We start from the raw sequence: 19,624 nt of genomic DNA, 5'->3' as shown, positions 1-19,624 counted from the left end.
GATGATGACGGCTGGGTCAGAGCCCCCGGCAGTAATCGCGCAATGCGGAAAGGTGTTGTCCCGCAGTTGTCCTGGCAGCGGGCAGTTCGGCAGGCGCCGAGACCGGGGTGACCACCTCGAGATAGCACTTGAGTTTCGGCTCGGTGCCCGACGGCCGGATCACGATGCGTGCGCCGCCGCCCTCGAAAACCAGGGCGTCCGTGCGCATGCGGCCGCGCACCTGGAGCTGGTCGGTGTACTCGACCGGTTCGCCCGCGATCTGGTCCGGCGGGTTCGCGCGCAACCGGGCGACCACATCCGCGGCGGCCGCCGCCGAATCCAGCCGCAGCGACACCTGATCGGTGCTGTGCAGGCCGAATTCCACGGCGTAGTCGTCGAGTTGGTCGCTCAGGGTGCGGCCCGCCGCCTTCAGCCGGGCGACCAGGTCCGCGGTCAGCACGGCGGCCGAGATGCCGTCCTTGTCGCGCACCGTCGCCGGGTCGACGCAGTGGCCGATCGCCTCCTCGTAGGCGTAGACCAGGCCGTCGCCCGCGCGGGCCAGCCATTTGAAGCCGGTGAGGGTTTCGGCGTAGCGGGCGCCGCGGGCCGCGGCGAGCTCGGACAGCAGCCGCGACGACACGATCGTGGTGGCCACCAGCGCGTCCGGCGGTGCGGTGCGCAGCACGCAGTCGCCGAGCAGCACGCCGGTCTCGTCACCGCGCAACATTCGCCAGGTGTTGTCCGGCAGCGGAATTCCGACGGCACAGCGGTCCGCGTCGGGGTCGACCGCGATCGCGACGTCCGCGCCGACCCGGGCGGCGAGGGCGAGCAGCAGATCGGTGGCGCCGGGCTCCTCGGGGTTCGGGAACGCGACCGTCGGGAAGTCGGGATCGGGCTCGAACTGCTCCTCGACCACGTGCACGTCGGTGAATCCCGCTGCGGCCAGTGCCTGCACCACCATCTGGCCGCCGACGCCGTGCAGCGGCGTCAGCGCGATCCGGATCGCGGCCCGCGCACCCGCGCCGCCGATCACCGAAGGCAGCGAGGACACCCGGTTCAGGTAGCGCTGCACGATGTCGTCGTCCGCCGGGGTCACCGGGGTGCGGGCGACGGGTTCGGTGACCGCGTCGATGCACTGCTCGATCTCGGTGTCCGCGGGAGCCAGCAGTTGCGAGCCGCCGTCGAGGTAGACCTTGTAGCCGTTGTCGGTGGCCGGATTGTGCGAGGCGGTGATCTGCACGCCCGCGACCGCACCGAGCTCGCGCACCGCGTACGCGACCACCGGGGTCGGCAGCGGACCGGGCAGCAAGGTCACCGGAAAACCTGCCGCGGCAAAGATTTCCGCCGTCGCGGTGGCGAATTCGGCGGACCCGTGCCGCGCGTCGCGCCCGACGACCACCGCGCCACCGCCGAGGCACCGCCCGCGCAGCCACTCGACGAGTCCGGCGGTGGCCCTGGTCACCGTCGTCACGTTCATGCCGTCCGGGCCGTCCTGCAGCGGGCCACGCAGGCCGGCGGTGCCGAAGCGCAGCATCTACACCCGTTCCAGCACGCCGCGCAGCAGCTTGCCCAATCGCGGTGCGGCCGCGTGACCTTCGGCCAGCACCTCGGCGTGCGACAGATGCCCGCCGGTGACGCCGGCGGCCAGGTTGGTGACCAGCGAGATGCCCAGCACCCGGGCGCCGAGCGCGCGACAGGCGATCGCCTCCAGCACCGTCGACATGCCGACCAGGTCGGCGCCCATGGTGCGCAGCATCCGGATCTCGGCCGGGGTCTCGTACTGCGGCCCGGTCAGGCCCGCGTACACGCCCTCGGTCAGGGTGGGGTCGATTTCTTGTGCCAGGGTGCGCAATTCGGGGTCCCACGCGTCGACGAGATCGACGAAGGTGGCACCGGTCAGCGGGGTCCGGGCGGTGAGGTTCAAATGATCGTTGATCAGCACCGGCTCGCCGACCCGCAGCCCCTCGCGGATACCGCCTGCGGCATTGGTGAGCAGCACGATCTCCGCGCCCGCCGCGACGGCCGCGGCGACCGGGTGCACCACCTCGGCGGGCTGGTAGCCCTCGTACAGGTGCTGGCGGCCCATCAGCAGCAGCGTGGGCGTGGCACCCACGGCGACCGAATGGATCATCCCGACGTGCCCCTGCGCACTCGGCGTCCCGAAGCCGGGCAGCTCCGGCATCGGCACGGACGCGACGGGGGTGCCGATCTCCGCGGCCGCCTCCTGCCAGCCCGAGCCGAGCACCACCGCAACCCGGTGACGCGGCACTCCAGTACGTTCGGCGATCGCCTCGGCGGCCTGTTCGGCAAGCATGATCGTCACGATAGTCGGCCCGGCACGGGCTTGCGGGTGCGCTCGGACAACCCACAGCTGCATTCGGCCGACGCTCCGGGATAGCTACCCGCGAGTAGGGGTGGCGCCGGGTGCCGGATATTCTGCACCCATGCCGTATCTGGAACGTGAAGGGGAAGTGTTCGTCCTGTACCTCGGAAACGAGGGGCAGACCGACAGCGAGAACCGCTTTCACCCGGACTGGATCGACGAGTTCCACGCTGTGCTGGACAAGGTCGAGAGCTCCGAGGGCCCCGCCGCGCTGGTCACCGTGGCGACCGGCAAGTTCTACACCAACGGCCTGGACACCGACTGGCTGTTCGCCAACCTGCAGGACTCGCACGGCTACCTGGACCGCGTGCACTCGCTCTACACCCGGTTGCTGACGTTCCCGATGCCGACGGTTGCCGCGATCAACGGCCACGCCTTCGGCGCGGGCGCCATGCTGGCCACCTCGCACGACTTCCGGGTGATGCGCGCCGATCGCGGCTTCTACTGCCTGCCCGAGGTGCACCTGGGCATGCCGTTCACCGTGGGCATGAACGCCCTGCTCACCCAGCGGCTGTCCAATCAGGTCTGCGTGCAGGCGATGACCACCGGCTACCGCTACCCGGCCGACGAGGCGATCGCCGCGGGCATCGTGGACGGCAAGGCCGACGCGGAGTCGTTGCTGGCGACCGCGGTGGCCAAGGCCGCGGCATTGGCGAGCAATCGCAAGCCCAACCTGCCGGTGATCAAGCGCGCGCTGCACGCCGAAGCGCTGGCGGGTCTGGCCGTGCCGACCACGCCGGAGAACCTGGCCTTCGCCACCGGGTAATCCCGCGGCGGCCGGCGGACACGACTGTGTCCCTCGGCGGAATGCGGCGTACTGAACTGCGGTAACGCCCCGGCGACCCGCTGCGCCGGGCAGCGACCGGACCGGCATGACTTCGCTCGGTTTGCGGCGCAGTGCAACACTGTGTTCCATGCCACCACCGCGCAGCGGGCACCAGGAATCGCGCAGCGACTACGACGTCGCGCGTGCCGATGCCATGCAGCTGTCGGACGCGGCGATCAAGGCCGCGGTCGACCAGCTGATCGATCTTTCGCACTCGATCCACGCCGAGCCGGAGCTCGCGTTCGAGGAGACGCGCAGCGTCGCCAAGACCATCGCGCCGCTCGTCGAGCGCGGTTTCGAGGTCGAGACCGGCGTGGCCGACCTGCCGACCGCGTTTCGCGCGAGCTTCGGCAGCGGACCGCTGACGGTCGGCATCTGCGCTGAGTACGACGCCCTGCCCGGAATGGGACATGCCTGCGGGCACAACATCATTGCCGCCTCGTCGGTCGGTGCCGCGCTCGGCCTCGCCGAGGTGGCCGACGCGCTCGGGCTGACCGTGCTCGTGCTCGGCACACCCGCCGAGGAGAGCGGCGGTGGCAAGGTGCTGATGCTGGAGCGCGGTGTCTTCGACGACGTGGCGATGGCGATGATGGTGCATCCCGGCCCGCTCGACATCGCCGGCGCGCGCTCGCTGGCGATGGCCGATCTGGCCATCACCTTCCACGGCAGGGAGGCGCACGCCAGCGCCGCGCCGGAACTCGGGCGCAACGCGGGCGACGCGGTCACCGTCACGCAGGTAGCTCTTGGATTGCTGAGGCAGCATCTCCAGCCTGGCCAGCAACTCCACGGTATAGTCGGCGATGGTGGCGTAGCCCCGAACATCGTGCCCGGACGTGCGGAACTGCTGTATTACCTACGCGCAGTCGACTCCGTATCCCTCGACAATCTGATGCAACGAGCGTCAGCGTGTTTCGAAGCCGGAGCCCTTGCGACCGGCTGCACCCAGGAAATCCGGACTGTCGCGCCGACATATACCGAGCTGACGCCCGATCCGGCGTTACTGTTTGCCTACCGCGAGCAGATAACCCGATTGGGGCGAGTGCCGATCGCACCCGAGCTCGAGGCACAGCGGCCGCTCGGAAGCACGGACATGGGCAACGTCACCAATGTCATTCCTGGCATCCATCCGGTTATCGGAATTGATGCCGGTGGTGCGGTGACGCACCAGCCGGACTTCGCCGCGGCGAGCGTCAATGCCTCGGCGGATCGTGCGGTGGTCGATGGTGCGCTGGCTCTCGCGCGTACCGCGATCACCGCGGCCGGCGATGAAGAACACAGGGACAGGTTGTTGCAACGGCTCGTTCAACGACAGGAGGAGATTCGGTGAGCACTACCGGCCGTTCGGCCGAGCGGGTTACGGGCACGGACACCGGTGCATGTGCACTGGTAGAGGGCCCGGACCTCGTCGCATTGTCGAACACCGTGGGGACGGGACTGGGATCGGTCGAGGGCTGGCTGGCCGAGCACTCGGTCGACCTCGTCCAGTGGCGGCGGCACATCCACGCCAACCCGGAACTTTCCCGCACCGAGTTCGCCACCACCGAGTTCATCTCCTCCTGGCTGATCAAGGCGGGCCTGACCCCGCAGCCGCTGCCCGGCGGCACCGGCCTCATCTGTGACATCGGGCCGGAGGGCCCGCGCATCGGCCTGCGCGCCGACATGGACGCGTTGCCGCTGCAGGAGTTCACCGGCCTGAGCTTCGCCTCCACCGTGCCCGGCGTCTCGCACGCCTGCGGGCACGACGCGCACACCACGATCCTGCTCGGCACCGCGCTCGCGCTGGCCGAGGTGCCGGAGCTGCCGGTCGGCGTGCGCCTGGTCTTCCAGCCCGCCGAGGAGGTCATGCCCGGCGGCGCGATCGACGTGGTCGCCACCGGCGCGATGGAGGGTGTGGAGCGGATCTTCGCGCTGCACTGCGATCCGCGCCTGGAGGTGGGCCGGGTCGGCATCCGGGTCGGTGCGATCACCTCGGCCGCCGACACCGTCGAACTGGTGTTGGACTCGCCGGGCGGGCACACCTCGCGCCCGCATCTGACCAGCGATCTGGTCTACGCCATCGGCACCGTGATCACCGGGCTGCCCGGCCTGCTCAGCCGGCGCATCGACCCGCGCACCAGCACCGTGATGGTGTGGGGCGCGGTCAGTGCGGGCAAGGCGCCCAACGCGATTCCGCAGACCGGCATGCTCACCGGCACCGTGCGCACCGGCGATCACGCGACCTGGTCGCTGTTGGAGCCGATGGTGCGCGAGATCGTCGACGGTCTGCTCGCCCCCACCGGCGTGCGGTACCAGCTGAACTACCGTCGCGGCGTGCCGCCGGTGGTCAACGACGAGCAGTCCACCCGGATGTTCGAGGACGCGATCCGCAAGCTCGGTCCGGACGCACTGGCCGACACCATGCAATCCGGTGGCGGCGAAGACTTCTCGTGGTACCTGGAAGAGGTGCCCGGCGCGATGGCGCGCCTCGGCGTCTGGTCCGGGCACGGCGAGCAGCTGGATCTGCACCAGCCGACGTTCGACATCGACGAGCGCGCGCTCGCGGTCGGCGTGCGGGTGCTGACCAATATCGTGCTCAACGCACGCTGAGCTGAGCGATACCGCGGCGTGGTCGGCCTGCGGGCCGGCCACGTCGTTCGTTTGTCAGCCGAAGTTGCCCGGGCCGACGTTGCGGCTGTTGCGGGTGCGCAGGGAGTGCACGTAATCCTCGGGCGCACCGGCCTTTTCGGCCGCGTCGGCGATCACGCCGATGTAGCGCGCCGAGGGCAGGCCGCCCTCGTAGGCGTCGAGCACGTACAACCAGGCCAGCGTCGGGTCGGCGCCGCTCTCACTGCGGGTGACGCGTAGCCGGATCTTCTTGTGGATGCCGAAGTCCGAGCCCTCCCACCGATCGAGTCGCTGCTCGTCTTCGGGCGACACGTCGTAGAGCACGACGAAAACGCGGGAACCTGGCTCCTCGACGACCGTCGCCAGTGGTCCTTCCCAGCCGATGTCGTCACCAGCGAAGGTGAGCCGCCAGCCCTCCAACCAGCCCGTTCCGGACATGGGCGAGTGCGGACAGCGCTCGAGCATCTGGGTTGAGTCCATGTTGGACCCATAGGCGGCGTAGATCGGCACCAGAGAAGGGTAGCCAATAACATCCGAGGATCGTCTCTATCCCGGCCAGATGCGGTGTTCCGGTCGCGCGTTCCGGGCGCGGCGACCGTGTGACGTGCCTCGCCCGATAACGTTGACAGGTACCGGAGATCCCGGTGCGCAACCAAGAGCGGAGGTATCCATGACCCGCATAGCGATCATCGGTGGCGGACCGGCCGGCTACGAGGCGGCGCTGGTGGCAGCCCAGCACGGTGCGTCGGTGACGCTGATCGATAGCGATGGCATCGGCGGGGCATGTGTGCTCTGGGATTGTGTCCCTTCGAAAACCTTCATCGCCTCCACCGGCGTGCGCACCGACCTGCGCCGCGCCCGCGATCTCGGGATCACTCTCGATCCGAACCAGGCCAAGGTGCAACTGGCCGAGGTGAACGGCCGCGTCAAGGCGCTGGCGCTGGCCCAGTCCTCCGACATCAGGTCCAAGCTGCAGACCGTCGGCGTCACCGTGCTGGCCGGTCGCGCGGAGCTGACCGACACGTCTACCGGCCTTGCCGCGCATCACGTGCGGGCCCTGCTGGCCGACGGCAGCGAGACGACCATCGAGGCCGAAGTTGTGTTGATCGCCACTGGCGCGAGCCCGCGCGTGTTGCCGGGTGCCGAGCCGGACGGTGAGCGCATCCTGAACTGGCGTCAGCTCTACGACTTGGAAGAGCTGCCGGAGACCCTGGTGGTGGTCGGCTCCGGTGTCACCGGTGCCGAATTCGTCTCTGCCTACACCGAAATGGGCGTGCGGGTGCGGCTGGTCTCCAGTCGCGACCGGGTGCTGCCCGGCGAGGACGCCGACGCCGCCCTCGTGCTGGAGGACGCGCTCGCCGAACGCGGTGTCGAGCTGGTGAAGCACGCCCGCGCGGACGCGGTGGAGCGCACCGCCGAGGGCGTGGTGGTCAAGCTGTCCGACGGCCGGACCGTCGCCGGGACGCACGCGCTGATGACCGTCGGCTCCACGCCCAACACCGACGGCCTCGGGCTGGAACGGGTCGGCATCGAACTCGACCGCGGCGGCTACCTGCGGGTGGACCGGGTTTCGCGGACCTCCGTGCCCGGCATCTACGCCGCGGGTGACTGCACCGGCCTGCTGCCGCTGGCCTCGGTGGCCGCGATGCAGGGCCGCATCGCGATGTACCACGCGCTCGGCGAGGGCGTCAGCCCGATCCGGTTGAAGACCGTGGCGTCCGCGGTGTTCACCCGCCCGGAGATCGCCACCGTCGGCGTGAGCCAGACCGCGATCGACAACGGTGAGACGCCGGCCCGCACAGTGATGCTGCCGCTGAACACCAACCCGAGGGCCAAGATGTCGGGCCTGCGCCGGGGTTTCGTGAAGATCTTCTGCCGCCCCGCCACCGGCGTGGTCATCGGCGGTGTGGTGGTGGCGCCGATCGCGTCGGAGCTCATCCTGCCGATCGCGCTCGCGGTGCAGAACAACCTGACCGTCAACGACCTGGCCCAGACCTTCTCGGTGTACCCGTCGCTGACCGGCTCGGTGACCGAAGCCGCACGCCAGCTGATGCGCCACGACGACCTGGACTGAATGGTCTTGCGCTTCAGCAGCGTTCGTGCAGTGTGAAGTTTTCATTCACATTGCCCATCAGGCCTACATATGGTTCACTTCCCGCAGAGATGCGATCGGCGGGCGGTCGCGTGGTTCGGTGTTCGGGGGGATGGATCGTTCCCAATCGAAACGTCGAACGACCTTCGCGTCGTTCGACGACCGGGCGTCTCGTCAGAGACAACTGAGTGCGACCGAACACAGGTCACACCCGGGAAAGGGAATGCGAAAAGTGAAACATCGTAAGCCGAGTCGGGCGCAGCGAGCGATGGCGAGCACCTCGTTGCCACTGGCCGCCGCGGCCGCTGTGGCCTCTCTCTTGGCGGCGCCGGCGGGGGCAGCTCCCAATGATCCGACCATTCCACCCACCACCGCGCCGCCGAGCCCCGCTCCGGCGCAGCCAGGGGCGAACGAGGCCCCGCCGAGCCCCGATACCACCAAGCCGGATCCGAACAAGCCGGATCCCAACAAGCCGCAGGGGCCGAGCCAGCCGGGCGTCACCACGCCGGGCCAGCCGGGGGTCAATACGCCGGATCCGGTCATGCCGAATCCGAACAAGGATCCGCGCCTGGCACAGCCGACCCAGCCGGGTGTCACCACCCCGCGGATCGCGCCGCTGCCCGTGCCGGGTCAGTCCGGCCAGCAGGGTCAGGCCCAGCCCGCGGTGACGCCGGATACCCCGGACGGCGAGCAGACGCCGGTCCAGCCCGGCACCACACCGCAGCAGCCGGGTACGCCGGGTACACCGAGCACGCCGCCGCGCACCCAGAACACCCCGGGCAGCGACGAGAACACCCAGGCGCAGCCGGAGACGCTGGTTCAGCCGCAGCAGCCCCGCTGGCAGGCCCCGCGACTGGAGGAGGCCCCGCCCGCGCCCGTCGTCGAGATGACCGGTCCGCACCAGGAGATCGGTGCGAACATCGACGGTGGTGCGCTGCTGCCGGGCCACGTGGCCAACACCCACCACTTCAACAACGAGTCGGGTTACGTCGGCACCATCGGGTACCGCACCCCGGCCGGTGCCGGTGAGGCCGGTGTGTCGGTCGAATACGTCGACACCAACACCGTCAAGGTCACCACCTACACCGGTGGTGTCGGCCTGACCGACAACAAGACGGTCTCCGTCTTCGACACCACCCAGGCCAACCTGGCCAAGGCGGCCGTCGAGAACTGGATCAAGGAACAGCCGGGCGGCGCCGCGGCACTCGAAGCGGCCGCGCAAGTTAAGCTTCCGCTGCAGCCGGGCGATCTGGCTCCGCAAACGGTCGAAGTGGGTGGCGTGACCACCCAGTGGGGTGGTTCACTCCAGTACTGAGACGACTGGGGTTGATTCGACGGGTGGGGCGGTCGTTCGCGACCGCCCCACACGTGTGTCTTGGGGAAAGGATTGGGTGTGACCTCCGACGGTGATCCGAGGGAGAACGAATCCGACGACCAGTCCGCGTCGGATTTCGGACCTCCGGTGGGTGAATTCGGCCCGCCTGTCTCAGAATTCGGACCGCCCGTCTCGGAATTCGGCCCGCCGATGGGGGATACCGGTCCGCGCTGGCAGGTGCCGGAGCAGACGGCCGACCACCCCGAGCTGGTATGGCGGCCCGCCGCCGACGCGGGGCCGACACCGCCGCCGCAGTACCGTGCACCTGATTCCGCAGCGGTCGCCGAGCCGCCGCCCGGACCGCCGCCCGTGCCGCCTCGGGTACCGGCCGCCGATCGTGAACAGCCTGCGCGGCCTGCCGGGGACCCGGACAAGGACTCGTGGTGGAACCGCCCGACCGACACGGGGAGCGTGCCGAAACCACCGCCGCTGAGCGCGCCGGGACTGTCCTGGGCCGATGATCCGATCGCGAAGCGGTTGGCGCCGACCACGCCGGTCGTGGCGCCGCCGACGCCTCGGCAATCCGGTTCGCACACCGGCCGCAACGTGATCGCGGGCATCCTGGCACTCGTCATCCTGGTCGGATTGACGGTGACGGTGATCATGGTGTCCCGGAACACCGGCGGCGACACCGCCGCGCCGCCCGCCGCGACCACCACTGCGGCACTGAGCTGCCCGGCCACCAAGGACGGCAAAGTGACCGTCGGCAACGGCAGCGGCGATGCCACCAGCGGACCAGAGGCGATTCTCGGCTTCCAATACTCCTTCTACGTGGAGCGCAGCGGCGAGCGGGCGAGGAGCTTCGTGGCGCCCGACGCCGAGAATGTGTCGCCGGCCGATGTCATCCAAAAGGGGATCAACGAGGAGGTGCCGGTAGGCACCACGCACTGTGTGCGGATCACCGAGGTTGCGACAGACACTTTCGATGTCGATCTGACCGAGCACCATCCCGACGGTAAGACCCGGGTGTATCCGCAGACGGTCACCACGGTGTTGCGAGACGGCAAGGTGCAGATCTACGCGATCAGGGAGCGGGCACTGTCCTGAGCTTTGCGGCCGATGGGCGGGGTCTCATTATATGAGAAATCAGTTTCATATCTTGGTCACTCGTATGCGACAGTGGGATCTCGCGTAACTCGGCGTTCCGTTCGGAGGTTCCCATGTCGCCGACCATTCCACCGCTCGCGGCCAAGCTCGGCGGACTGCAGAGCTCGGCGATCCGTGACCTGCTGAAGCTCACCGCGCGCGCCGAGATCATCGGCCTGGCCGGCGGGTTGCCGGATGCGGAACTGATGCCGCGCGAGCGGATCGCCGCGGCTGCCGACGCGGCGCTGAGCAGCGCGGGCTGCCTGCAATACACCGAGTCGCCCGGCTGGCGGCCGTTGCGCGCGGTGCTCACGGAGCGGGAGTCTTTGCGGCTCGGTAGGTCGGTGACCATTGACGAGGTGTTCGTGACCCACGGCTCGCAGCAGGCGCTTTCGCTGCTGGCCGAGGTGCTGCTCGACCCCGGCGCGCTGGTCGTCGTCGAGGATCCGGCGTATGTCGGTGCGCTGCAAGTGTTTCGGGCCGCCGGTGCGCGGATCGTCGCGGTGCCGCTGGATGCCGAGGGCATGCGTACCGACGCGCTGGCAGACCTGCTCGCCCGCGGCGAACGCCCGGCCCTGGTGCACACGGTGAGCAACTTCCACAACCCCGGCGGGGTGACGATGAGCCCGCAGCGCCGCGCCGAACTCGCCGAACTCGCTGACGCACACGGCTTCTGGGTGATCGAGGATGATCCGTACGGCGAGCTGTGGTTCGACAACCCGCCGCCCGCCTCCGTGGCCACCCACTCCCGCAACGTGATTCGGCTGTCGAGCGCCTCGAAGATCCTCGCGCCCTCGCTGCGCGTCGGCTGGATGGTCGCACCGGACCCGGTGTGCCGTGCAGTGGAGCTGCTGAAACAAGGTGCGGATTTGTGCGGTTCGGCGCTGACCCACCAGATCGCCGCCGACCTGCTCGCCGACGAGACCTGGCTGTCCGCGCACGTCGACCACGTGCGCACGGTCTACGGCGAGCGCGCCAAGTCGCTGGTGCACGCGGTGCGCACCCGTTTCGGCGACCGCGTGCGCTGCACCGACGCCACCGGCGGCATGTTCGTCTGGGCCGACTTCACCGACGACACCGACACCCAGGCGCTGCTACCGCGTGCCCTCGAAGCGGGCGTCGCCTACGTCCCCGGCTCCGCCTTCGCCGTCGACGGCGGCTACCGCAACTCGATGCGCATGTGCTTCACCACCTCCGACAGCGCCACGTTGACCGAGGCAGTGGACCGACTGGCCCGCGCCGCGCAATAGCGGGTCAGTCCGCCCAGTTGTAGGTGCGTTCGACGGCCTTGTTCCAGGACTTCCAGTGTTCGTCGCGGTCCTCGGCGGACATGGTCGGCTGCCACGTCTTGTCGGCCGCCCAGTTCTCCCGGATGTCGTCGGTGCCGGACCAGTAGTCGACCGCGAGGCCGGCCGCGTAGGCGGCGCCGAGGGCGGTGGTTTCGTTGACGACCGGGCGGACCACGGGCACGTCGAGGATGTCGGACTGGAACTGCATGAGCAGGTCGTTGCTGACCATGCCGCCGTCCACCTTCAGGGTGGTCAGTTCGAGGTCGAGCTGCTCGGATTCGGCGTCGGCGCGCATGGCGTCGACCACCTCGCCGGTTTGAAAAGCGGTGGACTCCAACACGGCTCGGGCCAGGTGGGCCTTGTTCACGTAGCGGGTGAGCCCGGCGATCACGCCACGGGCGTCGGGCCGCCAGCGTGGCGCGAACAGCCCGGAGAACGCGGGCACGATGTAGGCGCCGCCGTTGTCCTCGACGCTGCGCGCCAGCGGCTCGATCTCGTCGGCCGAGGAGATGATGCCCAGGTTGTCCCGGAACCATTGCACCAGTGAGCCGGTGACCGCGATCGACCCCTCCAGCGCGTACACGGCGGGCTCGTCGCCGAGCTGATAGCAGACGGTGGTGAGCAGACCGTGCTTGCTGACCACGGGCGTGGTCCCGGTGTTGAGCAGCATGAAATTGCCGGTGCCGTAGGTGTTCTTGGCTTCGCCGGGGGACAGGCAGGCCTGGCCGAAGGTGGCGGCCTGCTGGTCGCCGAGGATGCCCGCGACCGGAATCCCTTGCAGCGGACCGGAGCTGATCTCCGCGTACACCTCCGAGGAGCTGCGGATCTCCGGCAGCATCGACTCAGGCACGCCGAACTCCGCGCAGATCTCCGAATCCCATTGGCGGGTATTCAGATCCATCAGCATCGTGCGCGACGCGTTGGTCACGTCGGTGATGTGCTCACCGGTCAGATTCCACAGCACCCAGCTGTCCATGGTGCCGAAGCACAGCTCGCCCGCCTCGGCTCGCTTGCGCGCACCGTCGACATTGTCGAGAATCCAGCGCAGCTTCGGCCCGGCGAAGTAGGTGGACAGCGGCAGGCCGGTGCGCTCCTGATAGCGGGTCGGCCCGATATCGCCGCCGAGCTCGGTGGTCAGCCGATCGGTCCGGGTGTCCTGCCAGACGATGGCGTGGTGAATCGGCTTGCCGGTGGACCGATCCCAGACCACGGTGGTCTCGCGCTGGTTGGTGACGCCGACCGCCGCGATGTCGTCTTTGCTGAGCTTTTGCTGCTTCAGCACCTCGCCCAGCACGAATTCGGTGTTCTCCCAGATGGTTTCGGCGTCGTGCTCGACCCAGCCCCGTCGTGGAAAGATCTGTTCGTGTTCCCGCTGGGCCACGCCGACGACGCGCCCCTGCCGATCGAAAACGATGCACCGACTCGAAGTCGTGCCCTGGTCGATGGCGGCCACATAGCGACGCATTCGTGCAGGTTACTAAACACCGAGCGCGCTGTGTCCGATTGCGGCCACGCGGGTCCTCGATGGTCACGCGGCTTCCCGGCGCCATGCTCGGGCGGATCGTCGCTCCGTGGTTACCGGAGCTGCCCGCCGACGGACCGGGCTGCGGATCACATGGCCGCCCGCGCCCCGCTCGATTAGGGTCGAGAGCAGTTACCGACGAGTAGCGCTCAACGACACGAGCGACGCCGTGGTCGAAGAGATCCGTGGCACCTGGCATAGCCTGTAGCAAGAGCAGCTCGATCGAAATGCGCGAACAAGACCACTACGTCGTCGACAACGCGGCTGGAGGAGTCGAGCATGACCAAGAAACCGGAGTCCCAGTTCCTCGGTCCGGAGCAGCGCAGGACGGCCTGGGAGCGGTTCGGCAAGGACCATTTCGACGTGGTCGTCGTCGGCGGCGGCGTGGTCGGCGCGGGCATCGCGCTCGACGCGGCCACCCGCGGGCTGAAGGTCGCGCTGGTCGAGGCGCGTGACCTCGCCTCCGGCACGTCGAGCCGGTCGTCGAAGATGTTCCACGGTGGCCTGCGCTATCTGGAGCAGTTGGAGTTCGGCCTGGTCCGCGAGGCGCTGAAGGAACGCGAGCTCGCACTGTCCGCGCTCGCCCCGCATTTGGTGAAACCACTGCGCTTCCTCTATCCGCTCACCCACCGCGCGTGGGAGCGGCCGTACGTCGCGGCGGGGCTGATGCTCTACGACACCATGGGCGGCGCCAAATCCGTTCCCGGCCAGCGCCATCTCACTCGGATGGGCGCACTGCGGCTGGCTCCCGGCCTCAAGCGCAGCGCGCTGATCGGCGGCGTCAGCTACTACGACACCGTCGTCGACGACGCCAGGCACACCATGACCGTGGCCCGTACCGCCGCGCACTACGGGGCGGTGATCCGCACCTCCACCCAGGTCGTCGGCTTCCTGCGCGAGGCCGACCGGGTGGTCGGCGTGCAGGTGCGCGACAGCGAGGACGGTCGCACCGCCGACATCCGCGCGCACGTGGTGATCAACTCGACCGGCGTGTGGACCGATGAGGTGCAGGCGCTGGCCCATCAGCGCGGCCGTTTCCACGTCCGGGCGTCCAAGGGCGTGCACATCGTGGTGCCGCGCGATCGCATCGTCAGCGACGCCGCGATCATCCTGCGCACCCCGACTTCCGTGCTGTTCGTCATCCCGTGGGGTACTCACTGGATCATCGGCACCACCGATACCGACTGGAATCTCGACCTCGCCCATCCCGCGGCGACCAAGGCCGACATCGACTATCTGCTGGACCGGGTCAACGACGTGCTGGTCACCCCGCTCACCCACGACGACATCGACGGCGTCTACGCGGGCCTGCGCCCGCTGCTGGCGGGGGAGAGCGACGAGACCTCCAAGCTGTCCCGCGAGCACGCCGTCGCCAGGGTTGCGCCCGGCCTGGTCAGCATCGCGGGCGGCAAGTACACCACCTATCGGGTGATGGCCTACGACGCCGTCGACGAAGCGGCACAGGACATTCCGGCCCGGGTGTCGCCGTCGATCACCGAGAAGGTGCCGCTGCTCGGGGCCGACGGCTACTTCGCGCTGGTCAATCAGACGGTGCAGCTGGCCGAGGAATACGGCGTGCACCCGTACCGGATCAAGCACCTGCTCGATCGGTACGGCTCACTCATCGACGAGGTGCTGGCGCTGGCGGACGGCAAACCCGAACTGCTGCAGCCCATTACCGAGGCGCCGTCGTACCTGCAGGTGGAGGCCGTGTACGCGGCCGCCGCCGAGGGCGCGCTGCACCTGGACGACATCCTGGCCCGGCGCACCCGCATCTCCATCGAGTACCCGGACCGCGGCGCCGACTGCGCCGAGCAGGTGGCCCGCCTCGTCGCGCCGGTCCTCGGCTGGGACGACGCCGAAATCGAGCGGGAGATAACGACTTACCGGGCGCGTGTCGAGGCCGAGATCCGTTCGCAGACCCAGCCCGACGACGACTCCGCCGACGCGCTGCGTATCGCCGCCCCCGAACCGCGGCCCGAGATTCTGGAGCCGGTGCCGGTGGACGGCGTGCACAAGGCTGTGCGGCAACCGAATCGGTAGCGACGTCTCAGGAGAGGCCGAGTGCGGGCGGCGGCAGCGCGATGGTCGCGATGGTGCCGCCGCCCGGTGCAGGCTCCATTGTCGCGGTGCCGCCGTGTAATTCGGCAATCCACGCGACCAACGCCAGCCCGATGCCGCTGCCCCGCCCCGCGGTGACGCCGCGAGCGAACGGATTGCTCGACAGCTGCGGGTGCAGCCCCGCGCCGTGGTCGCGCACGCTGACCCGCCCCTGCGCGACGTGCACCTCCACCGGAGCGGCCGGGTTGATCGCGCCGTGCGTAATCGCATTCTCGATCAGGTTACGCACCGCGAGGCTCAGCAGGCTCGGGTCGCCGACGACGACCGTCGGCTCGCTCTGCACCACGACATTCGCCTGGAACTCCTCGACCACCGCCTCGGTGAGCTGATCGAGCAGCAACTGCACCCGCTCCATCGTCGTCACCCCCGCCTGCATCCGGGCCCGCGCGAGCAGGCCGGTGACGATCCGCTCCATCCGGGTCCCCAGCGCGCCCGCGTCGGCCAGTGCGCGCTCCACCTCGTGCGGACTGCGGCGCCGCGGCGCGGTGACCAGCCCCAAAGTGGTGAGGGGCGTGCGCAATTCGTGGGCGGCGTCACCGAGGAAGCGTTCCTGCTCCTCGACGAGCAGCAACGCCTGGCGCATGCTGCGGCCCGAAAGCGCGTGTGCGGCAAGGGCGGACAGGGTGACGAGCGTCAGTCCGCCGACCACGAGCGCCCAGAGCAGCACCGCCCGGTCCCGATCCACCAGTCCCGGATTGGTGCCCGCGACGACGACCGCCTCCGTTTTCGTGTCTTCCCAGAAGACCGGCGTCGCCGCGAGCCGCACCGGGCGGCCCGCGCTGTCGTATCCGTCCTGGAATACGGTCTCGCCCGCCCGCACGGCATCGTCGGCCAGCGCCTCCGCGCCGGTGGTCGGTGGCAGCCAGGACCGCAGGTGCCCGTAGATCTCCCGCCAGTGCCCGGTGTCGTCGTTCGTGACGATCAGGACCGCGGTCTCGCCGTTGGCCAGGTCGTCCTTCTCCACCAATTCGAGGTCGATGGCCTGGTCGTCGGGGTTGAACTCGACGCTGCGCCACAAGCCGGTGACCACTCGGTCCAGGCTGTCGTCGATGGCATTGTGCCGTGAGCGGGCGTCGATGATCGCCGCGAGCACGCCGAGGATGATCAGACAGGTCGCGGTGATCACGGTGATGAGGGCGGTCAGCAGCCGGCGGGTGCGGCGCAGCCTGGCCACGGCGGGTAGGACGTTCACGGAGCGACCGGACAACGCCGTTGCCGAGGGAATCAACGTGCGAATGAGTCACTTCCGATCATGAAGCCGGTGCCGCGCACGGTCTCGATCACCTGCGGCGGCCCGAGTTTGCGGCGCAGCTGCGCGATCACGGCGTCCACCACATTCGAGGCGGGCTCGGCCATCTCGTCCCAGCAGCATTCGATGAGCTCGCTGCGCGAGACCACGCTGCCCGCGCGGGTGGCGAGCAGCTCGAGCACCGCGAACTCCTTCGGGGTCAGCGACCGCAGGATGCCCGCGCGCTGCACCCGGCGGCGCGGCAGGTCGATGTCGATATCGCCGAGCACCAGGCGCGCGGGTGCCGGATGTTCGCGGCGGCGACTCAGCGCGCGCACCCTGGCGGCCAGTTCGGGCATCGCGAACGGTTTGACCAGGTAGTCGTCGGCGCCGTGCTCGAAACCGGCGATGCGATCGGCGAGCCCGTCGCGGGCGGTGAGCATCAGCACCGGCACCCGCTGGCCCGCGGCACGTTGGACGGCGACCAGGTGCAGTCCATCGCCGTCGGGCAGGCCGCGATCGACGATGAGGACGTCGTAGGTGTTGACGGAGATCTTCAGGTCGGCGTCGGCCAGGTGGTGGGCGAGGTCGACGGCGAACCCCGCCGAGCGCAGTCCGGCGGCGACTTCGTTTCCCAGACCTTCGTCGTCCTCGACCACCAGCACACGCACGAGATCAGAGAGTATGTCATTTCAGATCGGGCCGATCCGGCACACCGGACCGGCCCGGCCGGGATCAGTTGGTGGAGTAGTACAGATCCCATTCACCGGTGGGGGTCTGCTGGCACTCCCACCAGGTCCAGTCCGGATGCGCGGGTGCGTCGGAGCCATCCGCCCGGCACGCCGCTTCGGTGCCGTAGGTGCCTACGTAGATCGTCTCCGCTGCGGCCACCGCCGACCCTCCGGCGACGAGGCCCGCCGAAAGTGCAACGGCCGCAAGCAAAGTGCTGAACTTCATCTGTTTTCCTCTCTCCCCGGCGCGAGATCCGCGCCTTGGTGAAAGAAAACCAAGCTGTCCGTGAGATTTTCGTGAGGTTGGCGACGCCGCAGGTCAGCGGGGTGCTTCCAGGCGTACCGCCCAGCCGACGAGCGAGCGGAGGTAGCGCAGCACCATCTCGTCCGGATAGTTCGCCGGATCGGTGAGATGCAGCCGGGCCAGTTCTTCCATGGCCGCCAACAGGATTCGCTCGGTCGGCCCCTCCGGGTCGACAGTGACGCCCGCATAGCGGGACAGGTGGCGCGCGCCGATCGCGCGGGCGTAAGACCGGCCGAGTTCGAGCCGGTCGCGCAGATCGGGCGGGCCGCCGTCCGGTGGGCTGAGGATGATCCGCCAGCTGGTCGGCGCCGCGTGCAGATAGGCGAGGATGCCGCGGCCGACCTGATCCACGTCGACGGCCTCGGACCAATCGACGCTGCTGACCCCGGCCAGCGCGATCTCGGACTCGCGGTCGAGCAGCGCGGTCATCAGCCCGGACAGGTCGGTGAACTGCTGATACACCAGCGCGCGGGCGACCTGGGACTCGCGCGCCACCCGATCGATGGTGACCGCGCCGAAACCGTCGGCGGCGACGATGTCGCGGGCGACATCCAGCAGCTGAGCCCGCCGGTCGGCCGCCGACATCCGGCGTTTGGGGGCCGGTCGATCGACCGCGGGTTTGGCGGTCGTCGACTTACCCGTCCGTGGCTTGGCGACGTGGTCGGGCGTGGCGCGATCCGTGCTCACCGCACTGACGGTAGCGCAAGCAGCAGATCGACCGCCTTTGCCGCACTCTGTACTGCGCTTTCCATGGTCGCCGACCAGTCGGTGGCGGTCCAGTCGCCGGCGAGTACCAGCGTCGGCACCGAGGTGCGTTGCCCGGGTCGCAGCGCGTGCGTGCCGACCACCTGGGAGAAGGTCGCCTTCGGCATCCGAACCACGTGTCCCTGAACAACTTTCGCCTCTTTGGCGGCGGGGTAGTAGCGGCGCAACAGGTCCAGTTGCTCGGCGACGATCTCCTCGTTGGTCTTGTGGATCTGTTCGTAGGCCCCGCTGGTGGTCAGGCAGTAGAGCCAGGCCTGATCGGTGGGGCGACCGGTCATCCGCTGGCGGTCGAAGACCTCATCGATCACGCCGGTGCCGCCGATCAACGCCTCGAACTCGGCCGTGGTGCCCAGCGGGCGATCCAGATACAGGTTGGTGCTGACGATCGGCGTGTAGCCCAATTTGTCTGCGGCAGCATAGAGTTCGGCGTGCTCGGGCAGGTCGTCGAGCAGCCCGTTGATGTTTGAGTTGGGCACGGCGCACACCACCGCGTCCGCCGGGACGGTGGTGCCGTCGGCCAGCGCTACCCCGGTGACCCGGCCGTCGGCGATGTTGATGCGCCGGGCCACCGCGCGATGCTTGACCTCGACCCCATGTCGCGCAAAGACTTTCAGTGCACCGGTGATGAACAGCGTGTCCAGGTCGGTGGTCGGGTAGCCGATGGTGGCCGGGCGTCGGTGTTTGATGCCGAGGCGGATGCCGGTGGCCATCACGTCGGCGAGCACCTTCGCCGATTCCTGCTGCACCGGTTCGGCGGCGACACCCAGCGCCAGCCAATCCCACAGGGCCTCACGGGCTTTCGCTGGCATGCCGATGCGGTTGAACCACTGCTCGGTGGTCAGGTCGGGCAGGTCGGCGGGCTGGTGCAGGCATTGCCAGCCGAGCCGGAGGGTGGCGACGGTGGCGCGGGCCCGTTCGAGCAGACTGGCGTCGGGGTGCGCGCCGGACAGGGTGCGCAGCGCGCCGAGCCCCTTGGTGCTCATGGTGGCGCTGCGCCCGTCGGGCCAGCGCAGCGTGGCCCGCTCCGGGAAGGCGACGTACTGCCGGGTGCCGATGCTGGTGAGATAGCGGAACAGGTGGTCGTAGCCGCTGGCGATCACGTGCTGGCCGTTGTCCGGCGGGTCGTCCACCACGTCGACCTTCATGGCGTGGGTGCGACCGCCGAGTCGGCCGCGCCGTTCCAGCAGGGTGACGTTCTTGCCCGCCTGGGCCAGCCAGACCGCGGCCGCGAGGCCGGCCAGTCCGCCGCCGATGACCACGTACTGCCGTGGATCGTTCATGCCGCACTCCTCATTAACTTACAGCTTGTAAGTTATGTG

General features: G+C 69.1%; 17 protein-coding genes. 8 read left to right on the top strand and 9 right to left on the bottom strand.

The genetic code is table 11. The features are described from left to right. Positions 1–16: 16 nt before the first annotated feature. Positions 17–1,513, bottom strand: a complete 1,497-nt coding sequence (locus NN4_RS07975; RefSeq protein WP_147129313.1) for a phospho-sugar mutase — start codon at positions 1,511–1,513, stop codon at positions 17–19. Next, positions 1,514–2,293 carry a purine-nucleoside phosphorylase gene (locus tag NN4_RS07970; protein ID WP_147129312.1) on the bottom strand — a complete coding sequence of 260 codons (780 nt, stop codon included), beginning with the start codon at positions 2,291–2,293 and terminating at the stop codon, positions 1,514–1,516. A gap of 130 nt (positions 2,294–2,423) precedes the next feature. Between NN4_RS07970 and NN4_RS07965 the strand changes: the two genes are divergently transcribed. The 3 genes from NN4_RS07965 (at position 2,424) to NN4_RS07955 (ending at position 5,774) form a co-directional block, all read left to right on the top strand. After that, entirely contained in the window at positions 2,424–3,128 is a 705-nt protein-coding gene (locus NN4_RS07965) for an enoyl-CoA hydratase-related protein (RefSeq protein ID WP_147129311.1), read from the top strand. Between the two features lie 214 nt (positions 3,129–3,342). Beyond that, on the top strand, positions 3,343–4,515 hold the full coding sequence (locus NN4_RS07960) for a M20 family metallopeptidase (RefSeq protein ID WP_147129377.1): 1,173 nt from the start codon (positions 3,343–3,345) through the stop codon (positions 4,513–4,515). 107 nt (positions 4,516–4,622) lie between these two features. Continuing rightward, positions 4,623–5,774, top strand: a complete 1,152-nt coding sequence (locus tag NN4_RS07955) for a M20 family metallopeptidase (RefSeq protein ID WP_147129376.1) — start codon at positions 4,623–4,625, stop codon at positions 5,772–5,774. Positions 5,775–5,828: 54 nt separating this feature from the next. Here the strand turns inward: NN4_RS07955 and NN4_RS07950 are convergent, their stop codons facing one another. After that, positions 5,829–6,302 carry a gamma-glutamylcyclotransferase family protein gene (locus NN4_RS07950; RefSeq protein WP_014981915.1) on the bottom strand — a complete coding sequence of 158 codons (474 nt, stop codon included), beginning with the start codon at positions 6,300–6,302 and terminating at the stop codon, positions 5,829–5,831. A 160-nt stretch (positions 6,303–6,462) separates the two neighbouring features. On the opposite strand from NN4_RS07950, the gene NN4_RS07945 reads away from it, so the two are divergent. The 4 genes from NN4_RS07945 to NN4_RS07930 all read left to right on the top strand — a co-directional run bounded on the left by NN4_RS07945 (position 6,463) and on the right by NN4_RS07930 (position 11,595). Then, on the top strand, positions 6,463–7,866 hold the full coding sequence (locus tag NN4_RS07945; RefSeq protein ID WP_147129310.1) for an NAD(P)H-quinone dehydrogenase: 1,404 nt from the start codon (positions 6,463–6,465) through the stop codon (positions 7,864–7,866). A gap of 250 nt (positions 7,867–8,116) precedes the next feature. Beyond that, positions 8,117–9,199 carry a hypothetical protein gene (locus NN4_RS07940; RefSeq protein ID WP_246180767.1) on the top strand — a complete coding sequence of 361 codons (1,083 nt, stop codon included), beginning with the start codon at positions 8,117–8,119 and terminating at the stop codon, positions 9,197–9,199. A 78-nt stretch (positions 9,200–9,277) separates the two neighbouring features. After that, positions 9,278–10,306 (top strand): DUF8176 domain-containing protein, encoded by a 1,029-nt coding sequence (locus tag NN4_RS07935; protein WP_147129309.1) that lies wholly within the window; start codon positions 9,278–9,280, stop codon positions 10,304–10,306. Positions 10,307–10,419: 113 nt separating this feature from the next. Next, positions 10,420–11,595, top strand: a complete 1,176-nt coding sequence (locus tag NN4_RS07930) for an aminotransferase-like domain-containing protein (RefSeq protein ID WP_147129308.1) — start codon at positions 10,420–10,422, stop codon at positions 11,593–11,595. Between the two features lie 4 nt (positions 11,596–11,599). Here the strand turns inward: NN4_RS07930 and glpK are convergent, their stop codons facing one another. Further along, positions 11,600–13,099 carry a glycerol kinase GlpK gene (gene glpK / locus NN4_RS07925; RefSeq protein ID WP_147129307.1) on the bottom strand — a complete coding sequence of 500 codons (1,500 nt, stop codon included), beginning with the start codon at positions 13,097–13,099 and terminating at the stop codon, positions 11,600–11,602. 336 nt (positions 13,100–13,435) lie between these two features. Here glpK and glpD point away from each other — a divergent pair, with 336 nt between their 5' ends. Continuing rightward, complete coding sequence (glpD, locus tag NN4_RS07920) at positions 13,436–15,199, top strand: glycerol-3-phosphate dehydrogenase (RefSeq protein ID WP_147129306.1); 1,764 nt, start codon at positions 13,436–13,438, stop codon at positions 15,197–15,199. A 7-nt stretch (positions 15,200–15,206) separates the two neighbouring features. Here the strand turns inward: glpD and NN4_RS07915 are convergent, their stop codons facing one another. The 5 genes from NN4_RS07915 to hpnE all read right to left on the bottom strand — a co-directional run bounded on the left by NN4_RS07915 (position 15,207) and on the right by hpnE (position 19,585). Further along, positions 15,207–16,469, bottom strand: a complete 1,263-nt coding sequence (locus tag NN4_RS07915; RefSeq protein ID WP_147129305.1) for a sensor histidine kinase — start codon at positions 16,467–16,469, stop codon at positions 15,207–15,209. 32 nt (positions 16,470–16,501) lie between these two features. Continuing rightward, positions 16,502–17,176, bottom strand: a complete 675-nt coding sequence (locus NN4_RS07910) for a winged helix-turn-helix domain-containing protein (protein ID WP_147129304.1) — start codon at positions 17,174–17,176, stop codon at positions 16,502–16,504. A gap of 64 nt (positions 17,177–17,240) precedes the next feature. Next, entirely contained in the window at positions 17,241–17,462 is a 222-nt protein-coding gene (locus NN4_RS07905; protein WP_147129303.1) for a hypothetical protein, read from the bottom strand. A 93-nt stretch (positions 17,463–17,555) separates the two neighbouring features. Next, positions 17,556–18,125 (bottom strand): TetR/AcrR family transcriptional regulator, encoded by a 570-nt coding sequence (locus NN4_RS07900; RefSeq protein WP_135237836.1) that lies wholly within the window; start codon positions 18,123–18,125, stop codon positions 17,556–17,558. Positions 18,126–18,223: 98 nt separating this feature from the next. After that, the gene (gene hpnE, locus NN4_RS07895; protein WP_147129302.1) at positions 18,224–19,585 is read right to left on the bottom strand and encodes a hydroxysqualene dehydroxylase HpnE; all 1,362 of its coding nucleotides are present in this window, start codon (positions 19,583–19,585) and stop codon (positions 18,224–18,226) included. Positions 19,586–19,624: the final 39 nt, after the last annotated feature.

The sequence above is a fragment of the Nocardia ninae NBRC 108245 genome (genome assembly GCF_007990755.1).
GTDB lineage: Bacteria > Actinomycetota > Actinomycetes > Mycobacteriales > Mycobacteriaceae > Nocardia > Nocardia ninae.
This window is presented reverse-complemented; position numbering and strand designations above follow the sequence as displayed.

Excerpts from the sequence above, each read along its gene's own strand:
- NN4_RS07975 (WP_147129313.1), bottom strand. The coding sequence starts at position 1,513 with ATGCTGCGCTTCGGCACCGCCGGCCTGCGTGGCCCGCTGCAGGACGGC.
- NN4_RS07960 (WP_147129377.1), top strand. The coding sequence starts at position 3,343 with ATGCAGCTGTCGGACGCGGCGATCAAGGCCGCGGTCGACCAGCTGATC.
- glpK (WP_147129307.1), bottom strand. The coding sequence starts at position 13,099 with ATGCGTCGCTATGTGGCCGCCATCGACCAGGGCACGACTTCGAGTCGG.
- NN4_RS07930 (WP_147129308.1), top strand. The coding sequence starts at position 10,420 with ATGTCGCCGACCATTCCACCGCTCGCGGCCAAGCTCGGCGGACTGCAG.
- NN4_RS07970 (WP_147129312.1), bottom strand. The coding sequence starts at position 2,293 with ATGCTTGCCGAACAGGCCGCCGAGGCGATCGCCGAACGTACTGGAGTG.
- NN4_RS07965 (WP_147129311.1), top strand. The coding sequence starts at position 2,424 with ATGCCGTATCTGGAACGTGAAGGGGAAGTGTTCGTCCTGTACCTCGGA.
- hpnE (WP_147129302.1), bottom strand. The coding sequence starts at position 19,585 with ATGAACGATCCACGGCAGTACGTGGTCATCGGCGGCGGACTGGCCGGC.
- NN4_RS07905 (WP_147129303.1), bottom strand. The coding sequence starts at position 17,462 with ATGAAGTTCAGCACTTTGCTTGCGGCCGTTGCACTTTCGGCGGGCCTC.
- glpD (WP_147129306.1), top strand. The coding sequence starts at position 13,436 with ATGACCAAGAAACCGGAGTCCCAGTTCCTCGGTCCGGAGCAGCGCAGG.
- NN4_RS07900 (WP_135237836.1), bottom strand. The coding sequence starts at position 18,125 with ATGTCGGCGGCCGACCGGCGGGCTCAGCTGCTGGATGTCGCCCGCGAC.
- NN4_RS07945 (WP_147129310.1), top strand. The coding sequence starts at position 6,463 with ATGACCCGCATAGCGATCATCGGTGGCGGACCGGCCGGCTACGAGGCG.